This window comes from Pseudomonas sp. 11/12A (assembly GCF_000800055.1).
Taxonomy (GTDB): domain Bacteria; phylum Pseudomonadota; class Gammaproteobacteria; order Pseudomonadales; family Pseudomonadaceae; genus Aquipseudomonas; species Aquipseudomonas mohnii.
In genome coordinates this window covers 4,669,378-4,691,061 of the sequence record NZ_JUGV01000001.1, presented here as the reverse complement: position 1 = coordinate 4,691,061, position 21,684 = coordinate 4,669,378, and the positions used below count along the sequence as shown (strand labels likewise).

The 21,684-nt window shown below is 60.6% G+C and carries 24 protein-coding genes; 19 read left to right on the top strand and 5 right to left on the bottom strand.

Annotation, left to right across the window (positions count from 1 at the left end; translation table 11 throughout):
- Window positions 1-124: 124 nt before the first annotated feature.
- Genes mpl through GQ39_RS21585 form a run of 3 tightly spaced genes read left to right on the top strand, consistent with a single transcriptional unit; the run spans window position 125 to window position 2,380 of the window.
- Window positions 125-1,474 (top strand): UDP-N-acetylmuramate:L-alanyl-gamma-D-glutamyl-meso-diaminopimelate ligase, encoded by a 1,350-nt coding sequence (mpl, locus tag GQ39_RS21595; protein ID WP_047533773.1) that lies wholly within the window; start codon window positions 125-127, stop codon window positions 1,472-1,474.
- Window positions 1,471-2,103, top strand: a complete 633-nt coding sequence (ubiX, locus tag GQ39_RS21590; protein ID WP_047533771.1) for a flavin prenyltransferase UbiX — start codon at window positions 1,471-1,473, stop codon at window positions 2,101-2,103. Before mpl ends, ubiX begins: the two co-directional genes overlap by 4 nt.
- Window positions 2,096-2,380, top strand: a complete 285-nt coding sequence (locus GQ39_RS21585) for a YceK/YidQ family lipoprotein (protein ID WP_047533769.1) — start codon at window positions 2,096-2,098, stop codon at window positions 2,378-2,380. Before ubiX ends, GQ39_RS21585 begins: the two co-directional genes overlap by 8 nt.
- 69 nt (window positions 2,381-2,449) lie before the next feature.
- Here the strand turns inward: GQ39_RS21585 and GQ39_RS21580 are convergent, their stop codons facing one another.
- The 3 genes from GQ39_RS21580 to GQ39_RS21570 form a co-directional block, all read right to left on the bottom strand.
- Entirely contained in the window at window positions 2,450-3,091 is a 642-nt protein-coding gene (locus GQ39_RS21580) for an oxidoreductase (protein ID WP_047533767.1), read from the bottom strand.
- 26 nt (window positions 3,092-3,117) lie between these two features.
- A complete protein-coding gene (locus GQ39_RS21575) occupies window positions 3,118-4,836 on the bottom strand; it encodes a C13 family peptidase (RefSeq protein WP_047533764.1) in 1,719 nt (572 codons plus the stop codon).
- A 113-nt stretch (window positions 4,837-4,949) separates the two neighbouring features.
- Complete coding sequence (locus GQ39_RS21570) at window positions 4,950-5,405, bottom strand: MaoC family dehydratase (RefSeq protein ID WP_047533758.1); 456 nt, start codon at window positions 5,403-5,405, stop codon at window positions 4,950-4,952.
- A gap of 194 nt (window positions 5,406-5,599) precedes the next feature.
- Between GQ39_RS21570 and GQ39_RS21565 the strand changes: the two genes are divergently transcribed.
- From GQ39_RS21565 to GQ39_RS32890, 4 genes are all read left to right on the top strand, one after another.
- Complete coding sequence (locus tag GQ39_RS21565; protein ID WP_047533756.1) at window positions 5,600-5,965, top strand: CidA/LrgA family protein; 366 nt, start codon at window positions 5,600-5,602, stop codon at window positions 5,963-5,965.
- Window positions 5,962-6,678, top strand: coding sequence for an LrgB family protein (locus GQ39_RS21560; protein ID WP_047533755.1), 717 nt, complete (start codon window positions 5,962-5,964; stop codon window positions 6,676-6,678). Before GQ39_RS21565 ends, GQ39_RS21560 begins: the two co-directional genes overlap by 4 nt.
- A gap of 11 nt (window positions 6,679-6,689) precedes the next feature.
- Entirely contained in the window at window positions 6,690-7,280 is a 591-nt protein-coding gene (locus GQ39_RS21555) for an LON peptidase substrate-binding domain-containing protein (RefSeq protein WP_047533753.1), read from the top strand.
- 117 nt (window positions 7,281-7,397) lie between these two features.
- A complete protein-coding gene (locus GQ39_RS32890; protein ID WP_158249377.1) occupies window positions 7,398-7,559 on the top strand; it encodes a hypothetical protein in 162 nt (53 codons plus the stop codon).
- A gap of 61 nt (window positions 7,560-7,620) precedes the next feature.
- Here the strand turns inward: GQ39_RS32890 and GQ39_RS21550 are convergent, their stop codons facing one another.
- Together GQ39_RS21550 and GQ39_RS21545 are read right to left on the bottom strand one after the other, a co-directional pair.
- On the bottom strand, window positions 7,621-8,937 hold the full coding sequence (locus tag GQ39_RS21550; protein WP_047533750.1) for a bifunctional DedA family/phosphatase PAP2 family protein: 1,317 nt from the start codon (window positions 8,935-8,937) through the stop codon (window positions 7,621-7,623).
- 195 nt (window positions 8,938-9,132) lie between these two features.
- A complete protein-coding gene (locus GQ39_RS21545; RefSeq protein ID WP_047533746.1) occupies window positions 9,133-9,831 on the bottom strand; it encodes a DNA-3-methyladenine glycosylase in 699 nt (232 codons plus the stop codon).
- A gap of 189 nt (window positions 9,832-10,020) precedes the next feature.
- Here GQ39_RS21545 and GQ39_RS21540 point away from each other — a divergent pair, with 189 nt between their 5' ends.
- The 12 genes from GQ39_RS21540 to lipA all read left to right on the top strand — a co-directional run bounded on the left by GQ39_RS21540 (window position 10,021) and on the right by lipA (window position 21,555).
- Window positions 10,021-11,292 (top strand): glutamate-5-semialdehyde dehydrogenase, encoded by a 1,272-nt coding sequence (locus GQ39_RS21540; RefSeq protein WP_047533743.1) that lies wholly within the window; start codon window positions 10,021-10,023, stop codon window positions 11,290-11,292.
- A gap of 1 nt (window position 11,293) precedes the next feature.
- The gene (gene nadD, locus GQ39_RS21535) at window positions 11,294-11,983 is read left to right on the top strand and encodes a nicotinate-nucleotide adenylyltransferase (protein WP_161793943.1); all 690 of its coding nucleotides are present in this window, start codon (window positions 11,294-11,296) and stop codon (window positions 11,981-11,983) included.
- Window positions 11,984-12,056: 73 nt separating this feature from the next.
- Window positions 12,057-12,551, top strand: a complete 495-nt coding sequence (gene rsfS, locus GQ39_RS21530) for a ribosome silencing factor (RefSeq protein WP_047533738.1) — start codon at window positions 12,057-12,059, stop codon at window positions 12,549-12,551.
- Between the two features lie 9 nt (window positions 12,552-12,560).
- On the top strand, window positions 12,561-13,028 hold the full coding sequence (gene rlmH, locus GQ39_RS21525; RefSeq protein ID WP_007937439.1) for a 23S rRNA (pseudouridine(1915)-N(3))-methyltransferase RlmH: 468 nt from the start codon (window positions 12,561-12,563) through the stop codon (window positions 13,026-13,028).
- A gap of 10 nt (window positions 13,029-13,038) precedes the next feature.
- Window positions 13,039-14,934, top strand: coding sequence for a penicillin-binding protein 2 (gene mrdA / locus GQ39_RS21520; protein ID WP_047533735.1), 1,896 nt, complete (start codon window positions 13,039-13,041; stop codon window positions 14,932-14,934).
- Between the two features lie 31 nt (window positions 14,935-14,965).
- Window positions 14,966-16,069: a rod shape-determining protein RodA gene (gene rodA, locus GQ39_RS21515; RefSeq protein ID WP_052193736.1), complete on the top strand. Its 1,104-nt coding sequence runs from the start codon at window positions 14,966-14,968 to the stop codon at window positions 16,067-16,069.
- 17 nt (window positions 16,070-16,086) lie between these two features.
- Window positions 16,087-17,097, top strand: a complete 1,011-nt coding sequence (mltB, locus tag GQ39_RS21510) for a lytic murein transglycosylase B (RefSeq protein ID WP_047533728.1) — start codon at window positions 16,087-16,089, stop codon at window positions 17,095-17,097.
- Window positions 17,097-18,104 carry a septal ring lytic transglycosylase RlpA family protein gene (locus tag GQ39_RS21505; protein WP_047533725.1) on the top strand — a complete coding sequence of 336 codons (1,008 nt, stop codon included), beginning with the start codon at window positions 17,097-17,099 and terminating at the stop codon, window positions 18,102-18,104. The genes mltB and GQ39_RS21505 overlap by 1 nt, the downstream gene beginning before the upstream one ends.
- Before the next feature lie 259 nt (window positions 18,105-18,363).
- The gene (locus GQ39_RS21500) at window positions 18,364-19,521 is read left to right on the top strand and encodes a D-alanyl-D-alanine carboxypeptidase family protein (protein WP_047533722.1); all 1,158 of its coding nucleotides are present in this window, start codon (window positions 18,364-18,366) and stop codon (window positions 19,519-19,521) included.
- 87 nt (window positions 19,522-19,608) lie between these two features.
- Window positions 19,609-19,884: a DUF493 domain-containing protein gene (locus tag GQ39_RS21495; RefSeq protein ID WP_047533719.1), complete on the top strand. Its 276-nt coding sequence runs from the start codon at window positions 19,609-19,611 to the stop codon at window positions 19,882-19,884.
- On the top strand, window positions 19,884-20,531 hold the full coding sequence (lipB, locus tag GQ39_RS21490) for a lipoyl(octanoyl) transferase LipB (protein WP_047533716.1): 648 nt from the start codon (window positions 19,884-19,886) through the stop codon (window positions 20,529-20,531). The genes GQ39_RS21495 and lipB overlap by 1 nt, the downstream gene beginning before the upstream one ends.
- Before the next feature lies 1 nt (window position 20,532).
- Window positions 20,533-21,555, top strand: coding sequence for a lipoyl synthase (gene lipA, locus GQ39_RS21485; protein ID WP_047533713.1), 1,023 nt, complete (start codon window positions 20,533-20,535; stop codon window positions 21,553-21,555).
- The last annotated feature ends 129 nt before the right edge of the window (window positions 21,556-21,684 follow it).

Here is a 21,684-nt window from a genome sequence, read left to right as displayed (position 1 = left end):
AGCCAATCGGTGGGAGCACGGAAAGTCGTGCTCCCACCGGTCCAGCCATCAGCGGGGGCTGAAACACAAGGTGCGATTTTCCCCTCCCTAAGCTAACCTGCGGCCATGTTTTACGAGGTCGACTATGCACATTCATATTCTTGGTATCTGCGGCACTTTCATGGGTTCGATGGCGGTTCTGGCCAAAGAACTGGGCCATCACGTGACGGGCTCCGATGCCAACGTCTATCCGCCGATGAGCACCCAGCTCGAGGCTCAGGGCATTGAATTGACCCAGGGTTATGACCCGTCGCAACTGGACCCGGCCCCCGACCTGGTGGTGATCGGCAACGCCATGTCGCGTGGCAACCCCGCCGTGGAATATGTACTGAACAAAGGCCTGCCCTATGTTTCCGGTCCGCAATGGCTGGCGGACCACGTGCTGCAAGGTCGCTGGGTGCTGGCCGTTGCCGGTACTCATGGCAAAACCACCACCAGTAGCATGCTCGCCTGGGTGCTGGAGCATGCGGGCATGAGCCCGGGCTTCCTGATCGGCGGTGTGCCGCAGAATTTCTCGGTGTCGGCGCGTTTGGGTGATACGCCGTTCTTCGTCATCGAAGCCGATGAGTACGACAGTGCGTTCTTCGACAAGCGTTCCAAATTCGTGCACTACCGTCCGCGCACGGCGATCCTGAACAATCTGGAGTTCGATCACGCGGACATCTTCCCTGATCTGCCGGCCATCGAGCGGCAATTTCATCACTTGGTGCGGACCATCCCGAGTGAAGGCCTGATCATTCATCCGACCACCGAGCCCGCCTTGCAACGCGTCATCGAGATGGGCTGCTGGACCCCGGTGCAAACCACGGGTGCCGGCGGCCAGTGGCAGGTCAAGCTGCTCAGCGAAGACGGCTCGAAGTTCGAAGTGATGTTCGAAGGTGCTTCCCAGGGCGTGGTCGAGTGGGACATGACCGGCCAGCACAACGTCGCCAACGCACTGGCCACACTGGCGGCTGCACGTCACGTGGGTGTGGTGCCGTCCATGGGCATCGCCGCCTTGAGCGCTTTCAAAAGCGTGAAGCGTCGCATGGAAAAAGTCGCGGAGGTGCGCGGCATCACTATTTATGACGACTTCGCTCACCATCCGACCGCCATCGCCACCACGCTCGACGGCTTGCGTAAACGCATTGGCGATGCACCGTTGATCGCTATCATCGAGCCGCGCTCCAATTCCATGAAGCTCGGGGCGCACCGTGATGGTTTGCCGGAAAGCGTGGTCGATGCCGACCAGGTGATCTGGTACGCACCGGCCAACCTCGGTTGGGATCTGGCGGGCACCGCCGCGCTGTGTACGGTGCCGTCGATCGTCAGTGATTCGCTCGAAGGCATCATTGAGCGCGTCAAGAGCCAGGCCCAACCGGGCACTCACGTGGTGATCATGAGCAACGGCGGCTTTGGCGGCCTGCACGGCAAACTCGCCGAGGCGCTCAAATGAACAACGGCCCGGACCGCATCACCCTGGCGATGACAGGCGCTTCCGGCGCCCAGTACGGCTTGCGCCTGCTCGACTGCCTGGTGCGCGAAGAGCGGGAAGTGCACTTTCTGATTTCCAAGGCCGCGCAACTGGTGATGGCCACCGAAACCGACGTCACGCTGCCGGCCAAACCGCAGATGATGCAGGCCTTCCTCACCGAATACACCGGCGCTGCGGCGGGGCAGATTCGGGTGTATGGGAAGGAAGACTGGATGTCGCCGGTGGCCTCGGGCTCCGGCGCACCGGCGGCGATGGTGGTGGTGCCGTGCTCTACCGGGACGTTATCAGCCATCGCGACCGGCGCCTGCAACAACCTGATCGAACGTGCCGCCGATGTGACGCTGAAGGAGCGTCGCCAGCTGATCCTGGTGCCCCGTGAAGCACCGTATTCGAGCATTCACCTGGAAAACATGCTCAAGTTGTCGAACATGGGCGTGACGATCCTGCCAGCATCGCCGGGCTTCTATCATCAGCCGCAAACCATCGACGACCTGATCGATTTCGTCGTGGCGCGCATTCTCAACCTGTTGAATATTCCGCAAGACATGCTGCCGCGCTGGGGCGAGCACCATCTGACCAGCGATGAATAAGTTTCTGACGATTGTTCTCGCCTTGCAGTTGGCCGGGTGCGCCACCGCGCGCACGCTGGATGCCGCGAAGCCGGGTGCGCCGGTGGTGTACTCAGGGACTCGGCTGGATCTGTATGCGATGAACGGTGGTTGTTGCGCGATGGACCGCTTCGGTGCCGAAGCGCCGAGCTATCCCGGCGTCGACCTGCCGGCCAGCGCACTGCTCGACACCCTGCTGCTGCCTTTGTCGTTGCTGACTGTGATCGGGGTCAGTTTTCAGGCGACAGGCGGATTGTAGGAAAGCCGGCTTCTGTGGCGAGGGGCGGTGCGGCGTTCCGACAAGCCCCCTCGCTACAAGTTGATCAGTCTATTTGCCGAGCTTGCGCAGCTCATCCGACTCGACAATCCGCACTCCATCCTGTTCTTCCAGCGCCAGTCGCCACATGGCGCGGGCCATTTGGCAAGCCTCGATGCCGTGGTACTTGCCCGGTATCAGGCGAGACAGTGGGCCGGCGAGTTTCTCTGCCAGGCGCGGTTCGGTGCGCTCACCCAACAGCAGTGATGGACGGCAGATGGTCAGTTGCGGCCAGTCCTGCGCGCGCAATGCCTGCTCCATCTCTCCTTTTACCCGGTTGTAGAAAATCGGAGACTTCGGATCGGCGCCCAAGGCGCTGATCACGATCAGATGACGGGCGCCCATTTCCCGCGCCCGTTTGGAGAAGGCCACCACCATGTCCAGGTCCACCGCGCGAAACGCCTGTTCCGAGCCTGCCTGCTTGATGGTGGTGCCCAGGCAGCAATAGGCGATGTCGACGCGACCGTTCAATTGCGGGAGGAACACGGCCGGGTCGCCGACCGGGTTTTCAAGGTGGGGATGTTTGGCCAGCGCCCGGCGTGAGGGCGCCAGAACCCGCGTAATGGTCGGCTCATTGAGCAAGCGATCGAGTAGATGTTCACCGGTCAACCCGGTGGCTCCGGCAAGCAGTACGTGCTGAGGCGTCAAGTACATAGTGTTTCTCCCTTGATACCATCAGCTTAGTTGTTCTTTGTATCCTTGCTTTCAATGGCGGCACTTTGCAGGGCTTTGCGTGCCTGTTGTTTACGTAACAGCTGCCAGTGGGAGAGCACGGTTTTCGGTGCCCAGATCTGCGGTTCGGAGGCTTCGAAGCCATCGGCCAGCTCGCGCTCGGCGACAGTCGCCCTGGCCAGCTTGAAGGCCTGTTCCAGATCATCGGTCTGGTTCAGGGCCTGGGCGAACAGGGCATCGCCGAAGTAAGTGAAGTTGGCTTCTTCCGAACAGCCAAAGGACACGCGGTCAGCCCGCGAGGCGGTCATGATCAGGGTTCGTTCATCCTTGAGGGCAGGGATGAAGCCGCCGGAGTAGCAGGCCGAAATCACGATGACCTTGTCGCGGTTTTTCAGTGGTGCCAGGACGGCGGCCAGTTCGTCGGCCGGCAGATCGGCCAGTTCCATGCGCGGCTGGTCGAGCACCAGTTCGTGATCACTGGTGCCGTGGCTGGTCAGGTAGATGAAAATCAGGTCTTCCGGCCCGCTGCGTTCGGCCAGGGTCACGGCGGCGCGGCGCATGTTTTCCCGGGTGGCCATCGGGCGATCGACGAGGTGGTCGCGATGGTTCACCAGGCGGATCTGGCCAAAGGCGCCGAAGCGGCTGGTGAGCATGTTGGCGACGTAGTCGGATTCGCGCAGGAACACGCTCTGCTTGCCATCGCCGCCGAGGGTCAAGGTGTACAGCTCGACGGCCGGAGTCGAGGCCGGCACATTGCTGAGTGCGTCCTCCAGCAGGCGGCCCTGGGCCAGCAGGCCGAGTTCGAGGCTGTCGGGGAGTAATTTGCCATTAGCATCGCGCACGCGCTGGCCGTTGATCCAGGTACCGCTTTGTACCGTGCCGTCCGTCAGCACCAGGGTGCCGCGACCGGAATAGCTGTCGTTGTCGAACTGGCCGATATAGAAACTGCCATCAGGCAGGTTCAGGCGACCTTGGCCGGCAAAGCGCCAGTCGCTGAATTGACCAATGTAATGGCTGCCATCGGCGCCGATCAACTCGCCCTTGCCGTTCAGCGAGCCTTCCTCGAATTGGCCCAGCCAGACGTCGCCGTCGGCGTTTTCGTAGCGGCCCTTGCCGTGCAGTTGATTGTTCTTGAAACCGCCGACATAAATGTCGCCGTCGGCACTGTTGAACGTCCCGTTGCCTTGCAGCTGTCCATCGACGAAGTGCCCGGTGAACTGATTGCCGTTGCCGTCCCCGCGCTGGCCTTCGCCGTTGGGCTTGCCGTGGGCGAACTGGCCCTGGTAGGCGCTGCCATCATCGAGTTCGAGACGGCCAAGCCCTGAATACTGATCGGCTTTGAATTCGCCGCGGTAGGTCATGCCGTTTTCTTTGAGGGTGCCTTCGCCGTCGCGGCGTCCGAGTTTGAAGCTACCGGTGAAGCTGCTGCCATTGGTGGTCAGGCTGCCCTGGCCGTCGAACAGCCCTTGCTTGAACTGCCCGCGATAAACCTCGCCGTTGCTGCCGTGCCATTCGCCCTGGCCATGCCATTGGCCTTGGTCGAACTCACCGGCATACCAACTGCCGTTCGGGTAATCGATGCGACCCTGGCCTTGCAGCAGCCCATTGACCAGATCTCCACGATAGCGTCCGCCATCCGGCAGGCGGGCGTCAGGGGGCAGCGGCGATTCGCCGTCGCCGCAAGCGGTGAGCATCAGGGTCAAGGCAAGGAGTGCGAGTGAGCGCATAGCAGGATCCGGGCAATTAGGCGACGGAGTATGCCGCAGCTATGTGACCTTATACAGTCGGTATAAAAGGAGGTGATGCGAAACAGTGCGGCCTGCTTCGCATCCGGGATGGTTTACACGAAGCAGAGCGACAGGGGCTCAGCGATGTACGCCGGCTTGTCCGAGCCTTCGATTTCCAGGGTCGCGGTGGCTTTGAGCAGCCATTGGCCGGGTTTCTTCTCGGTGACTTCGGTCAGGTCGACTTTGAGGCGTACGTTCGAATTGACCTTGACCGGCTGAATGAAACGCACGCTGTCGAGGCCGTAGTTGACCACCATCTTCAAGCCCTCGGGCATGACGAGGATGTCTTCCATCAGTTTTGGAATCAGCGACAGGGACAGGAAACCGTGGGCTATGGTGCTGCCAAAGGGCGTTTGCGCGGCTTTGACCGGATCGACATGGATGAACTGATAGTCCCCTGTGGCTTCGGCGAACAGGTTGATGCGTTCCTGATCGATGGTGAGCCATTCGGAACGTCCAAGTTCCTTGCCGACATAATCATTGAGCTCTGCAACTGGAACATAGGGCATTGAGACTCTCCTTGGGTTCATCGGTTTTATAGTTTTGAATGGGGGGGTTTTTGGCCTCCCGGCTTACCACTTTAGATCAACATGGCAAATTGCTCCGGTCAACCGACCATGCTTTTGGCGAATGCCGGTCTATAGCGCCGGCGTGCTTATAATGCCCGGGCCAATGCGGGTGACGGATTTGCGGGAGATGAAGAATGTTGTTACGTGGCCTGACCTGGCTGGTGCTGTTCCAATTGCTCGGCACCGCGATAAACCATTTGTTTTTGCCAGTGCTGCCGGGGCCGATTGTCGGTCTGCTGCTGTTGCTGGTGTTTCTGATCAGTCGTGGTCAGGTGGGTGAACCGCTGAACCTGGCGGCCAGCAGCCTGTTGCGATATTTGCCCTTGCTGCTGGTGCCGCCGGCGGTGGGCGTGATGGTTTACGCCAAAGACATTGCCGCTGATTTCTGGGCCATCACGGGAGCCTTGGTGTTGTCGCTGCTGCTGTCCATGGCCTTCGCGGGTGTGCTGATGCAGCGCTTGATCAAGCGTCATGCTCACCATCCCGAGGACAACCAATGATCCTTGACTGGTACGGCGCCTGGACGTCGGTGATTCACCATCCATTGTTCGGTATCGGCATTACCCTCGGCGCCTATCAGCTGGTACTGGCCGCATTCGAGAAAACCCGCTGGATTTTTTTGCAGCCGGTGCTGGTCTCCATGTTGCTGGTGATCGGTGTGCTGGTGGGCTGCGGGCTGACCTACGCCGAGTACCGCAAGAGCACCGAGATTCTCAGCATTTTGCTCGGCCCGGCGACGGTCGCGCTGGCCGTCCCGCTTTATCTCAACCTGCGGCGGATTCGGCAGTTGTTCTGGCCGATTTTTACTACGCTGGTGATAGGCGGCGTGGTGGCTACGGGCATGGGCGTGCTGTTGGGCTGGTGGTTCGGTGCCGAACACATGATCCTGATGACCATGGCGCCGAAGTCGGTGACTTCGCCGATTGCCATGTTGGTGGCCGAGCAAATCGGCGGTGTCGCGGCGCTGGCGGCGGTGTTCGTGTTGATCACGGGTGTGATCGGGGCGATATTCGGCCCGAGCCTGCTGACCCGGCTCGGTGTCCACAGCCCCGAGGCACGCGGCATGGCGCTGGGCATGACCGCTCACGCGGTTGGCACGTCGGTGGCCTTGCAGGAAAGTGAAGAGTGCGGCGCGTTCGCGGCGCTGGCGATGAGTTTGATGGGCGTGGCCACGGCGGTGTTCCTGCCGTTGGCGGTGTCGATAGTGGTTTGAAGGAAATGTCTATGAGTCTGCCGCTTTTTCCGCTGAATACGGTGCTGTTTCCTGGCTGCGTCCTCGACTTGCAGATTTTCGAGGCGCGCTACCTGGACATGATCGGTCGCTGCATGAAGCAGGGCGGCGGCTTCGGTGTGGTGTGCATTCTAGACGGCGAAGAAGTCGGCATCGCTCCGGCGGGTTACGCGCTGGTCGGATGCGAGGCGCTGATCACCGACTTCAAGCAGCAGGACAACGGCCTGCTCGGGATTCGAGTCCAGGGCGGTCGGCGATTCCATGTGTTGCGCACCGAGGTTCAGCGCGATCAGTTGACCGTCGCCGAGGTCGAGTGGCTGGAAGATGAGCCCGAGCAACCACTACAGGATGAGGACGCCGATCTGATGGCCTTGCTCAAGGCGCTGGCCGAACACCCGATGGTCGAAGCGCTGAACATGGGCACGGAAGCGACCGGCCAACAGTCGTTGGCCAATCAGTTGGCTTACCTCTTGCCGTTCGCCGAAGTGGACAAGATCGATCTGCTGCAACTCGATGATCCGCAGCAACGACTGGACGCGATTCAGGCGTTGCTGGACGAGTTGCAAGGGGAATTGTTTGCCTGAGCAGCAATTGGCAACGATTCGGTCAGGTTGCCAGCATTGAAGGGCGCCAAGGATTTATTTAGTTTGCGTTTGGTCCACACGAAGTGGCCAATTTCATTACTAAAAGGAATTAAAATCATGACTATCTACACAACCGAACGCGCCGCTTGGGAAGCTGCTGCTGTGGGCTACATGCTTAAACATGCCAGCCTCGGGCAATCTTTTGAGGACACCGCAGCCACGGCAGGTCGGCTTGCTGATGCTCTGATTCTTGAGATGCGCAAGCGTCAAAGTGCTTGATCGCTGATGAACTGAATAAGGTTCAAAAAAGAACCCCGGCCTGACAGGCCGGGGTTCTTTTTTAATAGGCATACCGCAGCATTGTGTGCGGCAAATGCCGGATCACGAAGAACGCGAACAGCGCCACCAGCGCCGGCAATACCAGCCACCACACCCTGGGCGGCAGGGCGTTGAGCGAAGTCTGACGCTGGCTCAACCACAGGCTCGTCGCGCAGACGCATGCCGCCAGCATCGCCCCGGCCAAAATATCCGTCGGCCAATGCGCGCCGAGGTAGACGCGGGAAAGGGAAATCGCCAGCGCCGGCAGGCATCCCACCAGCAGCCAGGTCAGGCGCATCCGTGGTGGCTGCCCGCGGCCGGCCAGTACGGCGAGGGTCAGGAACAGCGCGAAAGAGCCTGACGCGTGGCCGCTGGGCATGCTGTAGCTGGTCAGTGGGTCGCTGAGCACTTCCGGGCGCACACGGGCGAAAAAATGCTTGGTCAAGGTGTTGGCCAGTGCGGTGCACATCAGCGTGCTGCCGGCGAAGATCGCCGGACGCCATTGGCGAGTGATCAGCAGCAGCCCGACCAGCAAGGCACTGAACAGCAGCATGTTGCGGAATTCGCCAATCAGCGTGAAGACAACGGCCACTTCATCGAGCATCGGGCTGCGGTGTTCCTGTACCAGGGCCATAACCCCCTGGTCGAGGGCCGTCAGGTGCGGATAGCCGATAAACAACCCTGCCAGAATCAGAACACTCATGCCTGCAATGAACATCGTGGCCTTGCGGTGGCGACGCAGGCTGCTGGTCGCGCTCAGTCCCACCATGACTGCAATACTGCCGGCGACGATGCCCGCCTGCAGCCAGAAGCCTTCGGGCAACGGCAAGCGAATCGCCGCGCCGGTGGCCCAACCCGGCAGTAGATACGCTACCGACCATCCCGCCGCCGCCAGCAGGCTGACAGCGAAGAAGCGTGGGAATGGCATGTCGAACATCCCGGCGACCATCGGCAGCATGGGCCGCAAGGGGCCAATGAAACGCCCGACCAGCAGGCTGGCAATGCCGTAGCGCTGGAAGTATGACTCGGCCCCGGCGATCCACTCCGGGTGATGGCGCAATCCGGGCAGGCGACGGATGTTCTGATGGAAATGCCGTCCCAGGAAATAGGACACGACGTCGCCCAGTACGCCGGCGAGGAAGCCCAGCAATAACGTTTCGCTCAACGACAGCGCACCGCTGCCGGCCAGCACTGCCACGGCGAATAACAAAACCGTGCCGGGGACGATCAGCCCGGCAATCGCCAGGCACTCCACGAAGGCCACGATGAATACTGCCGCTGCCAGCCATTGCGGGTTGACCGTCAACCAGGCCGTCACGCTATCGAGCCATGGGCCCATAAAGACAACTCCATTGAATGTTCAATTGATCCTGCTGAATCCACACAGCTCTGGTAAAGACGTCACCGAACCCTGTGGGAGCGGGCTTGCCCGCGATAGCGGTAGGCCAGTCGACATCGATAGACGGGTATGGCCTCATCGCGGGCAAGCCCGCTCCCACAGGGGATTTCTGTTTGCATCAAGTCTGAGTCAATTTCAGGACAGCACAAAATAATCGCGACCTTCGACCTGCCCCCGTCGCAGCGGGTTCCGCGTGCAATGGGCGGCATAGGCCCCATCCACGAAGCGGTACATCAAGTGTTCGTCACGCCCTTGAGGAATGCCCAGGCGCGTGGCCTGGATGATATGGGGAGGGGACTGGCCGACGTCTTCCACCAGTAGTACATCATGATCAAAGCGCTTTGCATCCCAGACGGGCACCTTCAATCCCAAGGACTTGCAAAGCAATGTTTGCCCCGCGCACAGCTTCTGCGAGGGGCGAGGGCGGCCTTGGGCATCGGGGTTGTTCAAGAGCATCTGCGCCAGGCTCGCCGGTCCGCTGACCTCATCGACCCAAGGGTAGGCGGATTTGATCAGCACTGCGTTGCCAGGGCCTTGAGCGCTGAAGTTGAGGGAATCGCCGCCACGGGCGTAATACATATAAATGTGGCCGCCATCCAGAAACAAAGCCTTACGCTTTTCTGTGTAACCGAGGGAGGCGTGACTGCCTTTTTCTTCGCAGTAATAGGCTTCTGTTTCGATAATCCGGGCGCTGAGCCACAGGTCGCCGACCCGATGGCGGATGACTTTGCCCAGTAGATCCCGGGCCAGCATTTGGGCGTCACGGTCGAAAAAAGCGTCCGGGAGGCCCTTGGGCAGGCTCGCGGCGGACTCACGAACAGTCAGATTAGTCATGATGAACGGCGTTTATCAGGGCTGATTGAGTCGTGATGATAACAATTTGCAGCTTAATCCCGGCTGAACGTCGGCAAATTGCCCTCCATTTCGACCATCCGCCCGTCACCGCTGTTAGTCGGTGGACGCGACAGCTATAATCTGCCGCTTTACTCTTTACCACGACCTTGGAAAAGACCACGCCAGACCATGACTGAGTCCGTTCTTGACTACATGACCCGCTTGGGGATCGCTGCCCGCGAGGCTTCCCGCGTTATCGGCCGTGCCAGCACCGCGCAGAAAAACCGCGCCTTGCAGGCGGCTGCCAATGCGCTGGATGCTGCCCGCGCCGAGCTGACGGCCGCCAATGAGCTGGACTTGGCAGCCGGCCGCGCCACTGGCCTGGAGCCAGCGCTGCTTGAACGCCTGGCGCTGACCCCTGCGCGTATCGACGGCATGATCGTCGGTCTGCGCCAGGTCGCGGCGTTGCCGGACCCGGTCGGTGCGATCCGCGACATGAGCTATCGGCCTTCGGGTATCCAGGTCGGCAAAATGCGCGTGCCTTTGGGCGTCATCGGGATTATTTACGAATCGCGACCGAACGTGACCATCGACGCCGCCAGCCTGTGCCTGAAGTCTGGCAACGCGACCATCCTGCGTGGCGGCTCCGAGGCCATTCATTCCAATCGTGCCATCGCCGCTTGTATCCAGCGCGGTCTGGCCGAAGCCGATTTGCCGGCGGCGGTGGTGCAAGTGGTCGAAACCACCGATCGTGCAGCCGTTGGTGCATTGATCACCATGCCGGAATACGTTGATGTCATCGTGCCCCGTGGCGGCCGTGGCCTGATCGAACGGGTCAGCCGCGATGCCCGCGTGCCGGTGATCAAGCATCTGGACGGCATCTGCCACGTTTATGTCAGTGCCCACGCCGACCTGCCGAAAGCCCAGCGTATCGCCTTCAACGCCAAGACTTACCGCTACGGCATTTGCGGTGCGATGGAGACGCTGCTGGTCGACCAAACCGTTGCCCAGGATTTCCTGCCGCCGATGGCTGCCCAGTTCCGCGAAAAAGGCGTCGAGCTGCGCGGTTGCGATCGTACGCGGGCAATCATCGAAGCGCTGCCGGCCACTGAAGAAGACTGGGGCACCGAGTACCTGGCGCCGATCCTGTCGATCCGCGTGGTCGACGGGCTGGAGCAGGCCATCGAGCACATCAACCATTACGGCTCTCACCACACCGATTCGATTGTCAGCGAACACCTGGGCGACACCCGGCGTTTCGTGGCTGAAGTCGACTCGTCGTCGGTGATGATTAACACCCCGACATGCTTCGCCGATGGCTTCGAATACGGATTGGGTGCCGAGATCGGCATTTCTACTGATAAGCTGCACGCCCGCGGCCCGGTCGGCCTCGAAGGTTTGACCTGCGAGAAGTACGTCGTGGTCGGTGATGGACAGCTGCGCGGACAGGAGTCGGTCTGACTTGGGCGACCTCGACCCGTCAGCTCCGGTCACTGGCAGCGAGCCCGCACCTCGCCGTATCGGCATACTGGGCGGAACTTTCGACCCGGTGCACATCGGCCACTTGCGCGGTGCACTGGAAGTCGCCGAATCATTGGCGCTCGATGAGCTGCGTCTGACACCCAGTGCCAGGCCTCCCCATCGGGATACGCCGCAGGTATCGGCGAAAGACCGTCTGGCGATGGTCGAGTGCGCGGTGGCCGGTGTGGCGCCGTTGGTGGTGGACGCCCGCGAATTGCAGCGGGACAAACCGTCCTACACCATTGATACCCTGGAACTGATGCGTGCCGAACTGGCCGCGGATGACCAGGTTTTTCTGCTTTTGGGCTGGGACGCTTTTTGCGGCCTGCCCACTTGGCACCGCTGGGAAGAGTTGCTCCAGCATTGCCATATCCTGGTGTTGCAACGCCCGGATGCCGACAGCGAACCGCCGGATGCCTTGCGCAACCTGCTGGCAGCGCGTTCGGTGAGCGACCCGCTGGCCCTCAAAGGGCCGAGCGGACAGATTGCATTCGTCTGGCAGACACCGCTCGCGGTATCCGCCACCCAGATCCGTCAACTGCTGGCCAGCGGTAAGTCGGTACGTTTCCTGGTGCCCGACGCGGTCCTGGCCTACATCGATGCGCACGGACTTTACCGTGCGTCGAACTGAATAGGAGTGCCTCAAGGCACGTAGCAACAACGTGTATTGAAGCGCCCGAACATACGAGCAAAACGAGTTTTATATGACTGACAAAGACCAAACCAAAGTAAAGCGCAAAGGCACGTTCAAGAGCGCTCCGCTGCCAGTACCGGCAGCAACCGGCGTGGTTCTCGCCGGCGAAGAGCTGGTCAAGGTTGCCGTGGCGGCCCTGGAAGATGTGAAGGCCCAGGACATCCAGGTGATCGACGTTCGTGAAAAGCAGAGCATCACTGACTTCATGATCATCGCTACCGGTACGTCCAATCGCCAGATCGGCGCGATGCTCGACAAGGTCCGCGAAGCGGTCAAGGCCCAGGGCGTCAAGCCACTGGGTGAGGAAGGCAAGGGCGACAGCGACTGGGTACTGCTGGATATGGACGATGTCATTGTGCACATGATGACGGCCTCCGCTCGCCAGTTCTACGACCTGGAACGCTTGTGGGCCGGTGCCGAGCAGAGCCGTTCGGCCAGCGCGGCTCACCACAGCCCTGAAAATACCCACGAGCACTTCACCAAGCTCAACAAAGACCAGGAATAAGGGCCCGCTGTGCGACTGCGACTGATCGCCGTCGGTTCACGCATGCCCAAATGGGTGGAAGAGGGCTGGCATGAATATGCCAAGCGTCTTCCGTCCGAGCTGGCGCTTGAACTGGTGGAAATTCCGCTCAACACCCGTGGCAAGAACGCCGACGTGGCCCGCTTCATCCGTCAGGAAGGCGAAGCCATGCTGGCCAAGGTCGGGCCGAACGAACGTGTTGTCACCCTCGAAGTCCACGGCAAGCCCTGGAGTACCGAGCAGCTGGCGGTCGAACTCGATCGCTGGCGACTGGACTCGCGCACGGTGAACTTCATGGTCGGTGGCCCCGAGGGGCTGGCGCCTGAAGTCTGTGCCCGTGCCGATCAGCGCTGGTCGCTATCGCCGTTGACGTTGCCGCACCCGCTGGTGCGAATTCTGATCGGCGAACAGCTGTATCGTGCCTGGACCGTGTTGTCCGGCCACCCTTACCACAAGTAGTTCTGCCCTCATGTCTCAGCCGATCCGCATCAAGGACCACGAAAAAGACGCCCGTCTGGTGCGTGGCCGTGTCGTGTTCGGGGCCATTGCGGTCGTGACGCTGATCGGCGTGCTGATCGCGCGGCTGTATTTCCTCCAGGTGATCCAGTACGAGTACCACTCGACCCTGTCGGAAAACAACCGCGTCCACGTCCAGCCGATTCCGCCACCCCGTGGGTTGATTTACGACCGCAACGGTGTGGTCATTGCCGACAACCGGCCCAGCTTCAGTCTGAGCATGACCCGCGAGCGCTCTGGCGATTGGCAGCAAGTGCTCGATGTGATCGTTCAGGTGCTGGAACTGACGCCCGAGGACCGGGTGATTTTCGAAAAGCGCATGCGCCAGGGGCGTCGGCCGTTCGAGCCCGTGCCGATCATGTTCGAATTGACCGAGGAGCAAATCGCTCGAATCGCCGTCAACCAGTTCCGCCTGCCCGGGGTGGAAGTGGTCGCGCAACTGGTTCGTCACTATCCCCAGGGCGCGCACTTTGCGCACTCGGTGGGCTACATGGGGCGGATCAACGAGAAAGAGCTCAAATCTCTGGATCCGGTGAGTTACAGCGGCACCCATCAAATCGGCAAAACGGGCATCGAGCGCTTCTATGAGCCCGAACTGCACGGTCAGGTCGGGTATGAGGAAGTCGAGACCAACGCTCGGGGCCGCGTATTGCGGGTACTCAAGCGCACCGATCCGATTCCCGGCAAGGACATCGTCCTGAGTCTGGACATCAAATTGCAGGAAGCCGCCGAAGCCGCGCTCGGCGGTCGTCGTGGCGCGGTGGTGGCCCTCGACCCGAAAACCGGTGAAGTGCTGGCGATGGTCAGCCAGCCGAGCTTCGACCCGAACCTGTTCGTCACCGGCATCAGCTTCAAGGCTTATTCCGAGTTGCGCGACTCCATCGACCGGCCGCTGTTCAACCGCGTGCTGCGCGGTCTGTATCCACCGGGTTCGACCATCAAGCCGGCGGTGGCGATTGCCGGCCTGGATTCGGGCGTGGTTACGGCCTCGACGCGGGTATTCGACCCCGGCTACTACATGTTGCCCAACTACGACCACAAATACCGCAACTGGAACCGTACGGGCGACGGCTTTGTCGACCTCGATACGGCGATCATGCGCTCCAACGACACCTACTTCTATGACCTGGCCCACAAGCTGGGGATCGATCGATTGTCCTCGTATTTGAGCAAGTTCGGCATCGGTCAGAAGGTCTCGCTGGACATGTTCGAAGAGTCTCCGGGATTGATGCCTACGCGCGAGTGGAAGCGTGCAACGCGCCGCCAGGCATGGTTCCCGGGCGAAACACTGATTCTCGGGATCGGCCAGGGCTATATGCAGTCGACCCCGTTGCAACTGGCCCAGGCCACCGCGCTGGTGGCCAACAAAGGCGTCTGGAACCGTCCGCACCTGGCCAAGACCATTGAAGGCCAGAAACCGTTGGATCCCAACCCGATGCCGGACATCGTCCTGCGTGACCCGTCCGACTGGAACAAGGTCAACCACGGCATGCAGCAAGTGATGCACGGCGCCCGTGGCACGGCGCGCAAAGCCTCGATCGGTGCGCAGTACCGGATCGCCGGCAAGAGTGGTACGGCCCAGGTGGTCGCGATCAAACAGGGTGAAAAGTATGACCGCTCCAAGGTTCAGGAACGCCATCGCGACCACGCCTTGTTCGTTGGCTTCGCGCCGGCCGATGATCCGAAAATCGTGGTGTCGGTGATGGTCGAGAACGGCGAATCCGGTTCCGGTGTCGCCGCGCCGGTGGTGCGTCAGGTCATGGACGCCTGGCTGCTGGATAAGGATGGTCGTCTCAAAGCCGAATACGCCAGCCCTAACAGCGCGGAGGCTACCGCCCGTGATGAATAATTTTGATCGCATGCTCTCCAGCGAGGATGTGATGCGTCGTCGTGCGACGCTGCTGCAGCGCCTGCACATTGATGGCCCGCTGCTGATTTTGCTGCTGACCCTCGCCGCCGGCAGCCTGTTCGTGCTGTATTCGGCCAGTGGCAAGAGTTGGGATCTGCTGGCCAAACAGGCGACCTCGTTTGGCATCGGTCTGGTGTCGATGATCGTCATTGCCCAGTTCGAGCCGCGCTTCATGGCCCGCTGGGTGCCGGTCGGTTATGTGCTCGGCGTGCTTTTGCTGGTGGTGGTGGACGTGATGGGCCACAACGCCATGGGCGCCACGCGCTGGATCAACATCCCGGGGGTGATTCGCTTCCAGCCTTCGGAGTTCATGAAAATCCTGATGCCGGCGACCATCGCCTGGTACCTGTCCAAGCGCACTTTGCCGCCGCAGCTCAAGCATGTGGGCGTCAGTCTGTTTCTGATCGGCTTGCCCTTCATCCTGATCGTCCGGCAGCCGGACCTGGGCACTTCGCTGTTGATTCTGGCCGGTGGCGCCTTCGTGCTGTTCATGGGCGGGCTGCGCTGGCGCTGGATTCTCAGCGTGCTGGCCGCCGCCATGCCGGTGGCCGTGGCAATGTGGTTCTTCATCATGCACGACTACCAGAAGCAGCGGATCCTGACCTTCCTCGACCCGGAAAGCGATCCGCTGGGCACCGGCTGGAACATCATTCAGTCCAAGGCCGCCATCGGTTCCGGCGGTGTGTTCGGCAAGGGCTGGTTGCTGGGCACCCAGTCGCACCTGGACTTCCTGCCGGAGAGCCACACCGACTTCATTATTGCGGTCATGGGTGAGGAGTTCGGCCTGGTGGGCATCTGCGCGCTGCTGCTGATCTACCTGCTGTTGATCGGTCGAGGGCTGGTGATTACCGCCCAGGCCCAGACATTGTTCGGCAAATTGCTGGCCGGCAGCCTGACCATGACGTTTTTTGTATATGTTTTCGTCAACATCGGTATGGTCAGTGGCCTGTTGCCGGTGGTGGGGGTGCCGTTGCCGTTCATTAGCTACGGAGGAACTTCGCTGGTGACGTTGCTGTCAGCGTTTGGGGTTTTGATGTCGATCCATACCCATCGCAAGTGGATCGCGCAGGTTTGAATAAGGTGAAGATTTCAATGCAAGTAATGCATGGCTGGGCGACTCGATACGCGTCGTGGGTTGGCCTGGTAAGCATCCTTGGCACTGCGCAGGAAGCGTTGGCCGGCGATTACGAAGGTTCACCCCAGGTGGCCGAATTCGTCGGTGAGATGACCCGCGATTACGGCTTCGCCGGCGAGCAGCTGATGGGCGTGTTCCGTGAAGCCGAGCGCAAGCAGTCAATTCTGGACGCGATTTCGAAACCCGCCGAGCGGGTCAAGCAGTGGAGCGAATATCGCCCGATGTTCATCACCGATGCGCGCATTGCCCGCGGTGTCGACTTCTGGCGTCAGCACGAGACGGTGCTGGCCCGTGCCGAGCAGGAATATGGCGTGCCGGCTCAGGTGATTGTGTCGATCATCGGCGTTGAGACCTTTTTCGGACGCAATACCGGTAATTTCCGGGTAATCGATGCCTTGTCGACCCTGGGTTTCGACTATCCTCCCCGTGCCGAATTTTTCCGCAAGGAATTGCGTGAGTTCCTGCTGCTGGCCCGGGAAGAGCAGGTCGATCCATTGACCCTCAAAGGCTCCTACGCCGGTGCCATGGGCTTGCCGCAGTTCATGCCGAGCAGCTTTCGCGCCTATGCGGTGGACTTCGACGGTGACGGGCACATTAATATCTGGACCAACCCGGACGACGCCATCGGTAGCGTCGCCAGTTACTTCAAGCGTCATGGCTGGGTGGCCGGGGAGCCTGTGGTCAGTCGCGCCGATGTTCGGGGTGATCAGGTGGACGATGGTTTGACCACTGGCATCGAACCGACGAAAACCGTCGGAGAGTTGCGGGCCTTGGGCTGGTCAAGTCATGATGCGCTGCGCGATGATATGCCGGTTACCGCGTTCCGCCTGGAAGGCGACAAAGGCCCGGAATACTGGATGGGCCTGAAGAATTTTTACGCAATCACGCGTTATAACCGCAGCGTGATGTACGCCATGGCCGTACATCAACTGTCAGAACAGCTGGTCCAAGCACGGGGCGTCAAGTAATGCGGGCATTGCCTATGAATAAACCCCTGAAGCTGATGGCATTCGTCGCGTTGGCAGTGCTGGTCGCCAGTTGTTCGACCAGTCGCTCGCCCGGCCAGAAGTCCTCCACCGCAGTGCGTTCGGCACCGGGACTGGACATCAACCGCGCCCACAAGGATGGCGCGCCGTGGTGGGATGTCGATGTGTCGCGCATCCCCGATGCCACGCCGACCCTGCACACCGGCCCCTACAAGGCCAATCCGTACACGGTGCTCGGAAAAACCTATTTCCCGCTGCAGGATTCCAAGACTTACGTCGCTTCGGGCACGGCGTCCTGGTACGGCACCAAGTTCCATGGTCAGAACACCGCCAACGGCGAAGTCTATGACCTGTATGGCATGAGTGCCGCGCACAAGACTTTGCCACTGCCAAGTTACGTTCGGGTGACCAACCTGGACAATAACAAGAGCGTGATCCTGCGGGTCAATGACCGCGGGCCGTTCTACTCGGACCGGATCATCGACTTGTCCTACGCCGCCGCCAAAAAGCTGGGCTATGCCGAAATCGGCACCGCGCGAGTCAAGGTGGAAGGGATCGACCCGCAACAATGGTGGGCCGCCAAGGGCCGACCGGCGCCCTTGATGCTCAACGAGCCGCAAGTTGCACAGAATAGTGCCCCGGTCATTACGGCTTCGGCCGGTACCGTCGAGCAATGGACACCGCCACCACAGCAGCACGCTGCCGCCGTTGTGCCTGTCCAGATCGATACTAAAAAAAACGCTTCTGCACCAGCCTCTGGCCAGTATCTGCAGGTGGGCGCGTTCGCCAACCCGGACGCTGCGGAGCTCCTGAGGTCGAAACTCAGCGGGATGGTGAGCACCCCGGTGTTCATCAGCTCGATCGTACGCAATCAACAGACGCTGCATCGGGTTCGACTGGGGCCAATCGGTACGCCGGGTGAAATCCAGCAAGTGCAGAACAGCGTGCGTCTGGCCAATCTTGGTTCGCCGAGTGTGGTCACGGAGTAATACGTAGGACTTGATTGACGGTTCACTTGCAGTCGGGAGTGAACCAGGTTGTTGGCTCGTCGAGAACAAAAGCCCGGCAAAGGGTGACTGGAGTGAGCAACTGAATACGCGATGACTCGTAGGGTTTGTTCGAAAACTCGCCGAGCGGCGGTCACGCAAGCAGCGTGATCGCCGCGCAGGCCGTTCAAGAGCAAAGCCTGAAGGTTATTTGATTAGTTTTGCCCTTGGGCAAGTTTCCATTAGCGATTTCGAGAGACGGATGAACATCACCACCTTTGCCAAACGCCTGTGCCTTCTAGTCCCGCTGCTCCTCTCGCCTGCCGCGTTCGCGGCCGAGATGATGCCGTCGCCACCGCAACTGGCCGCCAAGGCCTACGTGCTCATGGACGCCAGCAGCGGCAACGTGCTGGTCGAGAACAATGGTGACCAGCGCCTGCCGCCAGCCAGCCTGACCAAGCTGATGACCGCCTACATCGCGACCCTGGAAATCCGTCGTGGCCAGATTGGCGAAAACGATCCGGTGACCGTCAGTGAAAACGCCTGGCGCACCGGCGGTTCCCGGATGTTCATCAAGGTCGGCTCGCAAGTCACTGTCAGCGACCTGCTGCACGGCATCATCATTCAGTCGGGCAACGACGCCAGCGTTGCGCTCTCCGAGCACATCGCCGGCAGCGAAGACGCGTTCGCCGACCTGATGAACAAAACCGTAGCCGATCTGGGCATGAGCAACACCCACTTCATGAACCCGACCGGGCTGCCGAACCCTGAGCACTACTCGTCGGCTCACGACATGGCGGTGCTGGCTCGCGCGATCATCCACGAAGACCCGGCCCACTACGCGATCTACTCGCAGAAAGAGTTCTTCTGGAACGGCATCAAGCAACCGAACCGCAACCTGCTGCTGTGGCGCGACAAGACTGTTGACGGTCTGAAAACCGGCCACACCGATGAAGCAGGCTACTGCATGGTGTCTTCGGCCGTGCGTGATGGCATGCGTCTGATCGCCGTGGTGTTCGGCACCAACAGTGAAGTGGCTCGCGCCGCCGAGACTCAGAAACTGCTGACTTACGGTTTCCGTTTCTTCGAAACCCAGACCTTCTATCAGAAAGGCGCCGAGCTGGCTCAGGCTCCTGTCTGGAAAGGCTCGACCAACCAGGTCAAGGCCGGTCTGGCTGAAGACCTGACCATGACCCTGCCGAAAGGCCAGCTGAAAAAGCTCGCTGCCAGCATGACCATGAACCCGCAACTGGTTGCGCCAATCGCCAAGGGCGACGTGATCGGTAAGGTCGAAGTGAAACTGGACGACAAGGTCGTGCACAGCGCTGATCTGATCGCTCTGGACGCCGTCGAGGAAGGTGGTATCTTCCGCCGCATGTGGGATAGCATCCGTCTATTCTTCTACAGCCTGTTCAACTGAATTTAGTGTGCACCTGCAAGGCTCCGTGCTGATCCAGCCCGGAGCCTTGCCCGTCGCCACGGCTTACGCTTACGAGGCCGTTACGCCATGACCGATACCGAAGTAAAGGCGCCAAAGATCGAATTCCCCAACGTTGATTACCCGGTTAAGGTGATCAGCGATACTGGCGTGGGCAACAAAGACAGGATCATCGAGATCGTCAGGAAACACGCGACGATCAACGATGAACGTGTGGATGAGCGTCAAAGCACCAACGGTAAATACACCACGATTCAGTTGCACATCGTCGCCACCGACCAGGATCAGCTGTACAACATCAACAGCGAACTGCGGGCCACCGGCTTCGTGCACATGGTGCTGTGATGCCTGGCACGCTGGGCTTTCGCGAACTCGGCCAGATGGCTTACGAACCGGTCTGGCATGCCATGCAACGCTTCACCAACGAACGCGGCAGCGATGCCGCCGACGAAATCTGGCTGGTAGAGCACCCGCCGGTGTTCACCCAGGGCCAGGCCGGCAAGGCCGAACACCTGTTGCTGCCGGGAGATATTCCGGTGGTGCAGGTTGATCGCGGTGGCCAGGTGACGTATCACGGCCCCGGGCAATTGGTGGCCTACCTGCTGCTGGACGTGCGCAAGCTGGGTTTCGGTGTCCGTGACCTGGTGACCCGCATGGAGACGTGCCTGATCGAGCTGCTCGCCAGTTATGGCGTGACGGCTGCGGCCAAGCCGGATGCGCCGGGTGTCTACGTCGACGGAGCGAAAATCGCATCCCTGGGTCTGCGGATCCGCCACGGTTGTTCCTTTCATGGCCTGGCCTTGAACGTGGACATGAACCTGGAACCGTTTCGACGGATTAATCCCTGCGGCTACGCCGGGCTGGCGATGACTCAGCTGAGCGATCACGCAGGATCGATTGAATTTGCCGAGGTAAGTGCCCGGCTGCGCGCGCAGCTCGTCAAACACCTCGACTATGCTGAGCAGACGACCCTAACGGGCGGAATCGACTGATATGACTACTGATGCAGTGCAAACCATGATCCCGACGCAGGATGTCACTGATCGTCCGGCCCCGCGTGCCAAGGTTGAAGCCGGCGTAAAGCTGCGCGGCGCCGAGAAGGTTGCACGCATTCCGGTAAAGATCATTCCGACCACCGAGCTGCCGAAAAAGCCTGACTGGATTCGCGTTCGTATCCCGGTATCCCCGGAGGTCGACCGCATCAAGGCCCTGTTGCGTAAACACAAACTGCACAGCGTGTGCGAAGAGGCCTCCTGCCCGAACCTGGGCGAGTGCTTCTCCGGTGGTACCGCGACCTTCATGATCATGGGTGACATCTGCACCCGTCGCTGCCCGTTCTGCGATGTGGGTCATGGGCGTCCGAAGCCACTGGACGTCAATGAGCCGGAAAGCCTGGCCATCGCCATCGCTGACTTGCGTCTCAAATACGTGGTGATCACCTCGGTAGACCGTGACGACCTGCGTGACGGTGGTGCCCAGCACTTTGCCGACTGCATCCGCGAAATCCGCAAACTGTCGCCAAACGTTCAGCTCGAAACCCTGGTGCCGGACTACCGTGGCCGCATGGACATCGCGCTGGAAATCACCGCGGCCGAGCCGCCGGATGTGTTCAACCACAACCTGGAAACCGTGCCGCGCCTCTACAAGGCTGCGCGTCCGGGGTCTGACTACCAGTGGTCGCTGACCCTGCTGCAACGCTTCAAGCAGATGATGCCGCACATTCCGACCAAGTCAGGCCTGATGCTGGGCCTGGGCGAGACCGATGAAGAAGTCATCGAAGTCATGAAGCGCATGCGCGAACACGACATCGACATGTTGACCCTGGGCCAGTATCTGCAACCGTCCCGCAGCCACTTGCCGGTGCAGCGCTTTGTGCACCCGGACACCTTCGCCTGGTTCGCCGAGGAAGGTTACAAGATGGGCTTCAAGAACGTCGCTTCCGGTCCGCTGGTTCGCTCCTCGTACCACGCCGACGAGCAGGCGAAGCTGGTCAAGGCCGAGTTGATGTCGTCCTGATGCGCTGAAGACAGGAAAACGCCCGCCAGGCATTGAGCCAGGCGGGCATTTTTTTGTCCTGCCCACGCCCATCACCGATTTCTCCTGCAACCTGCGGGCAAAGAAGCCTCTTCTGTTTGTGCCCATTCC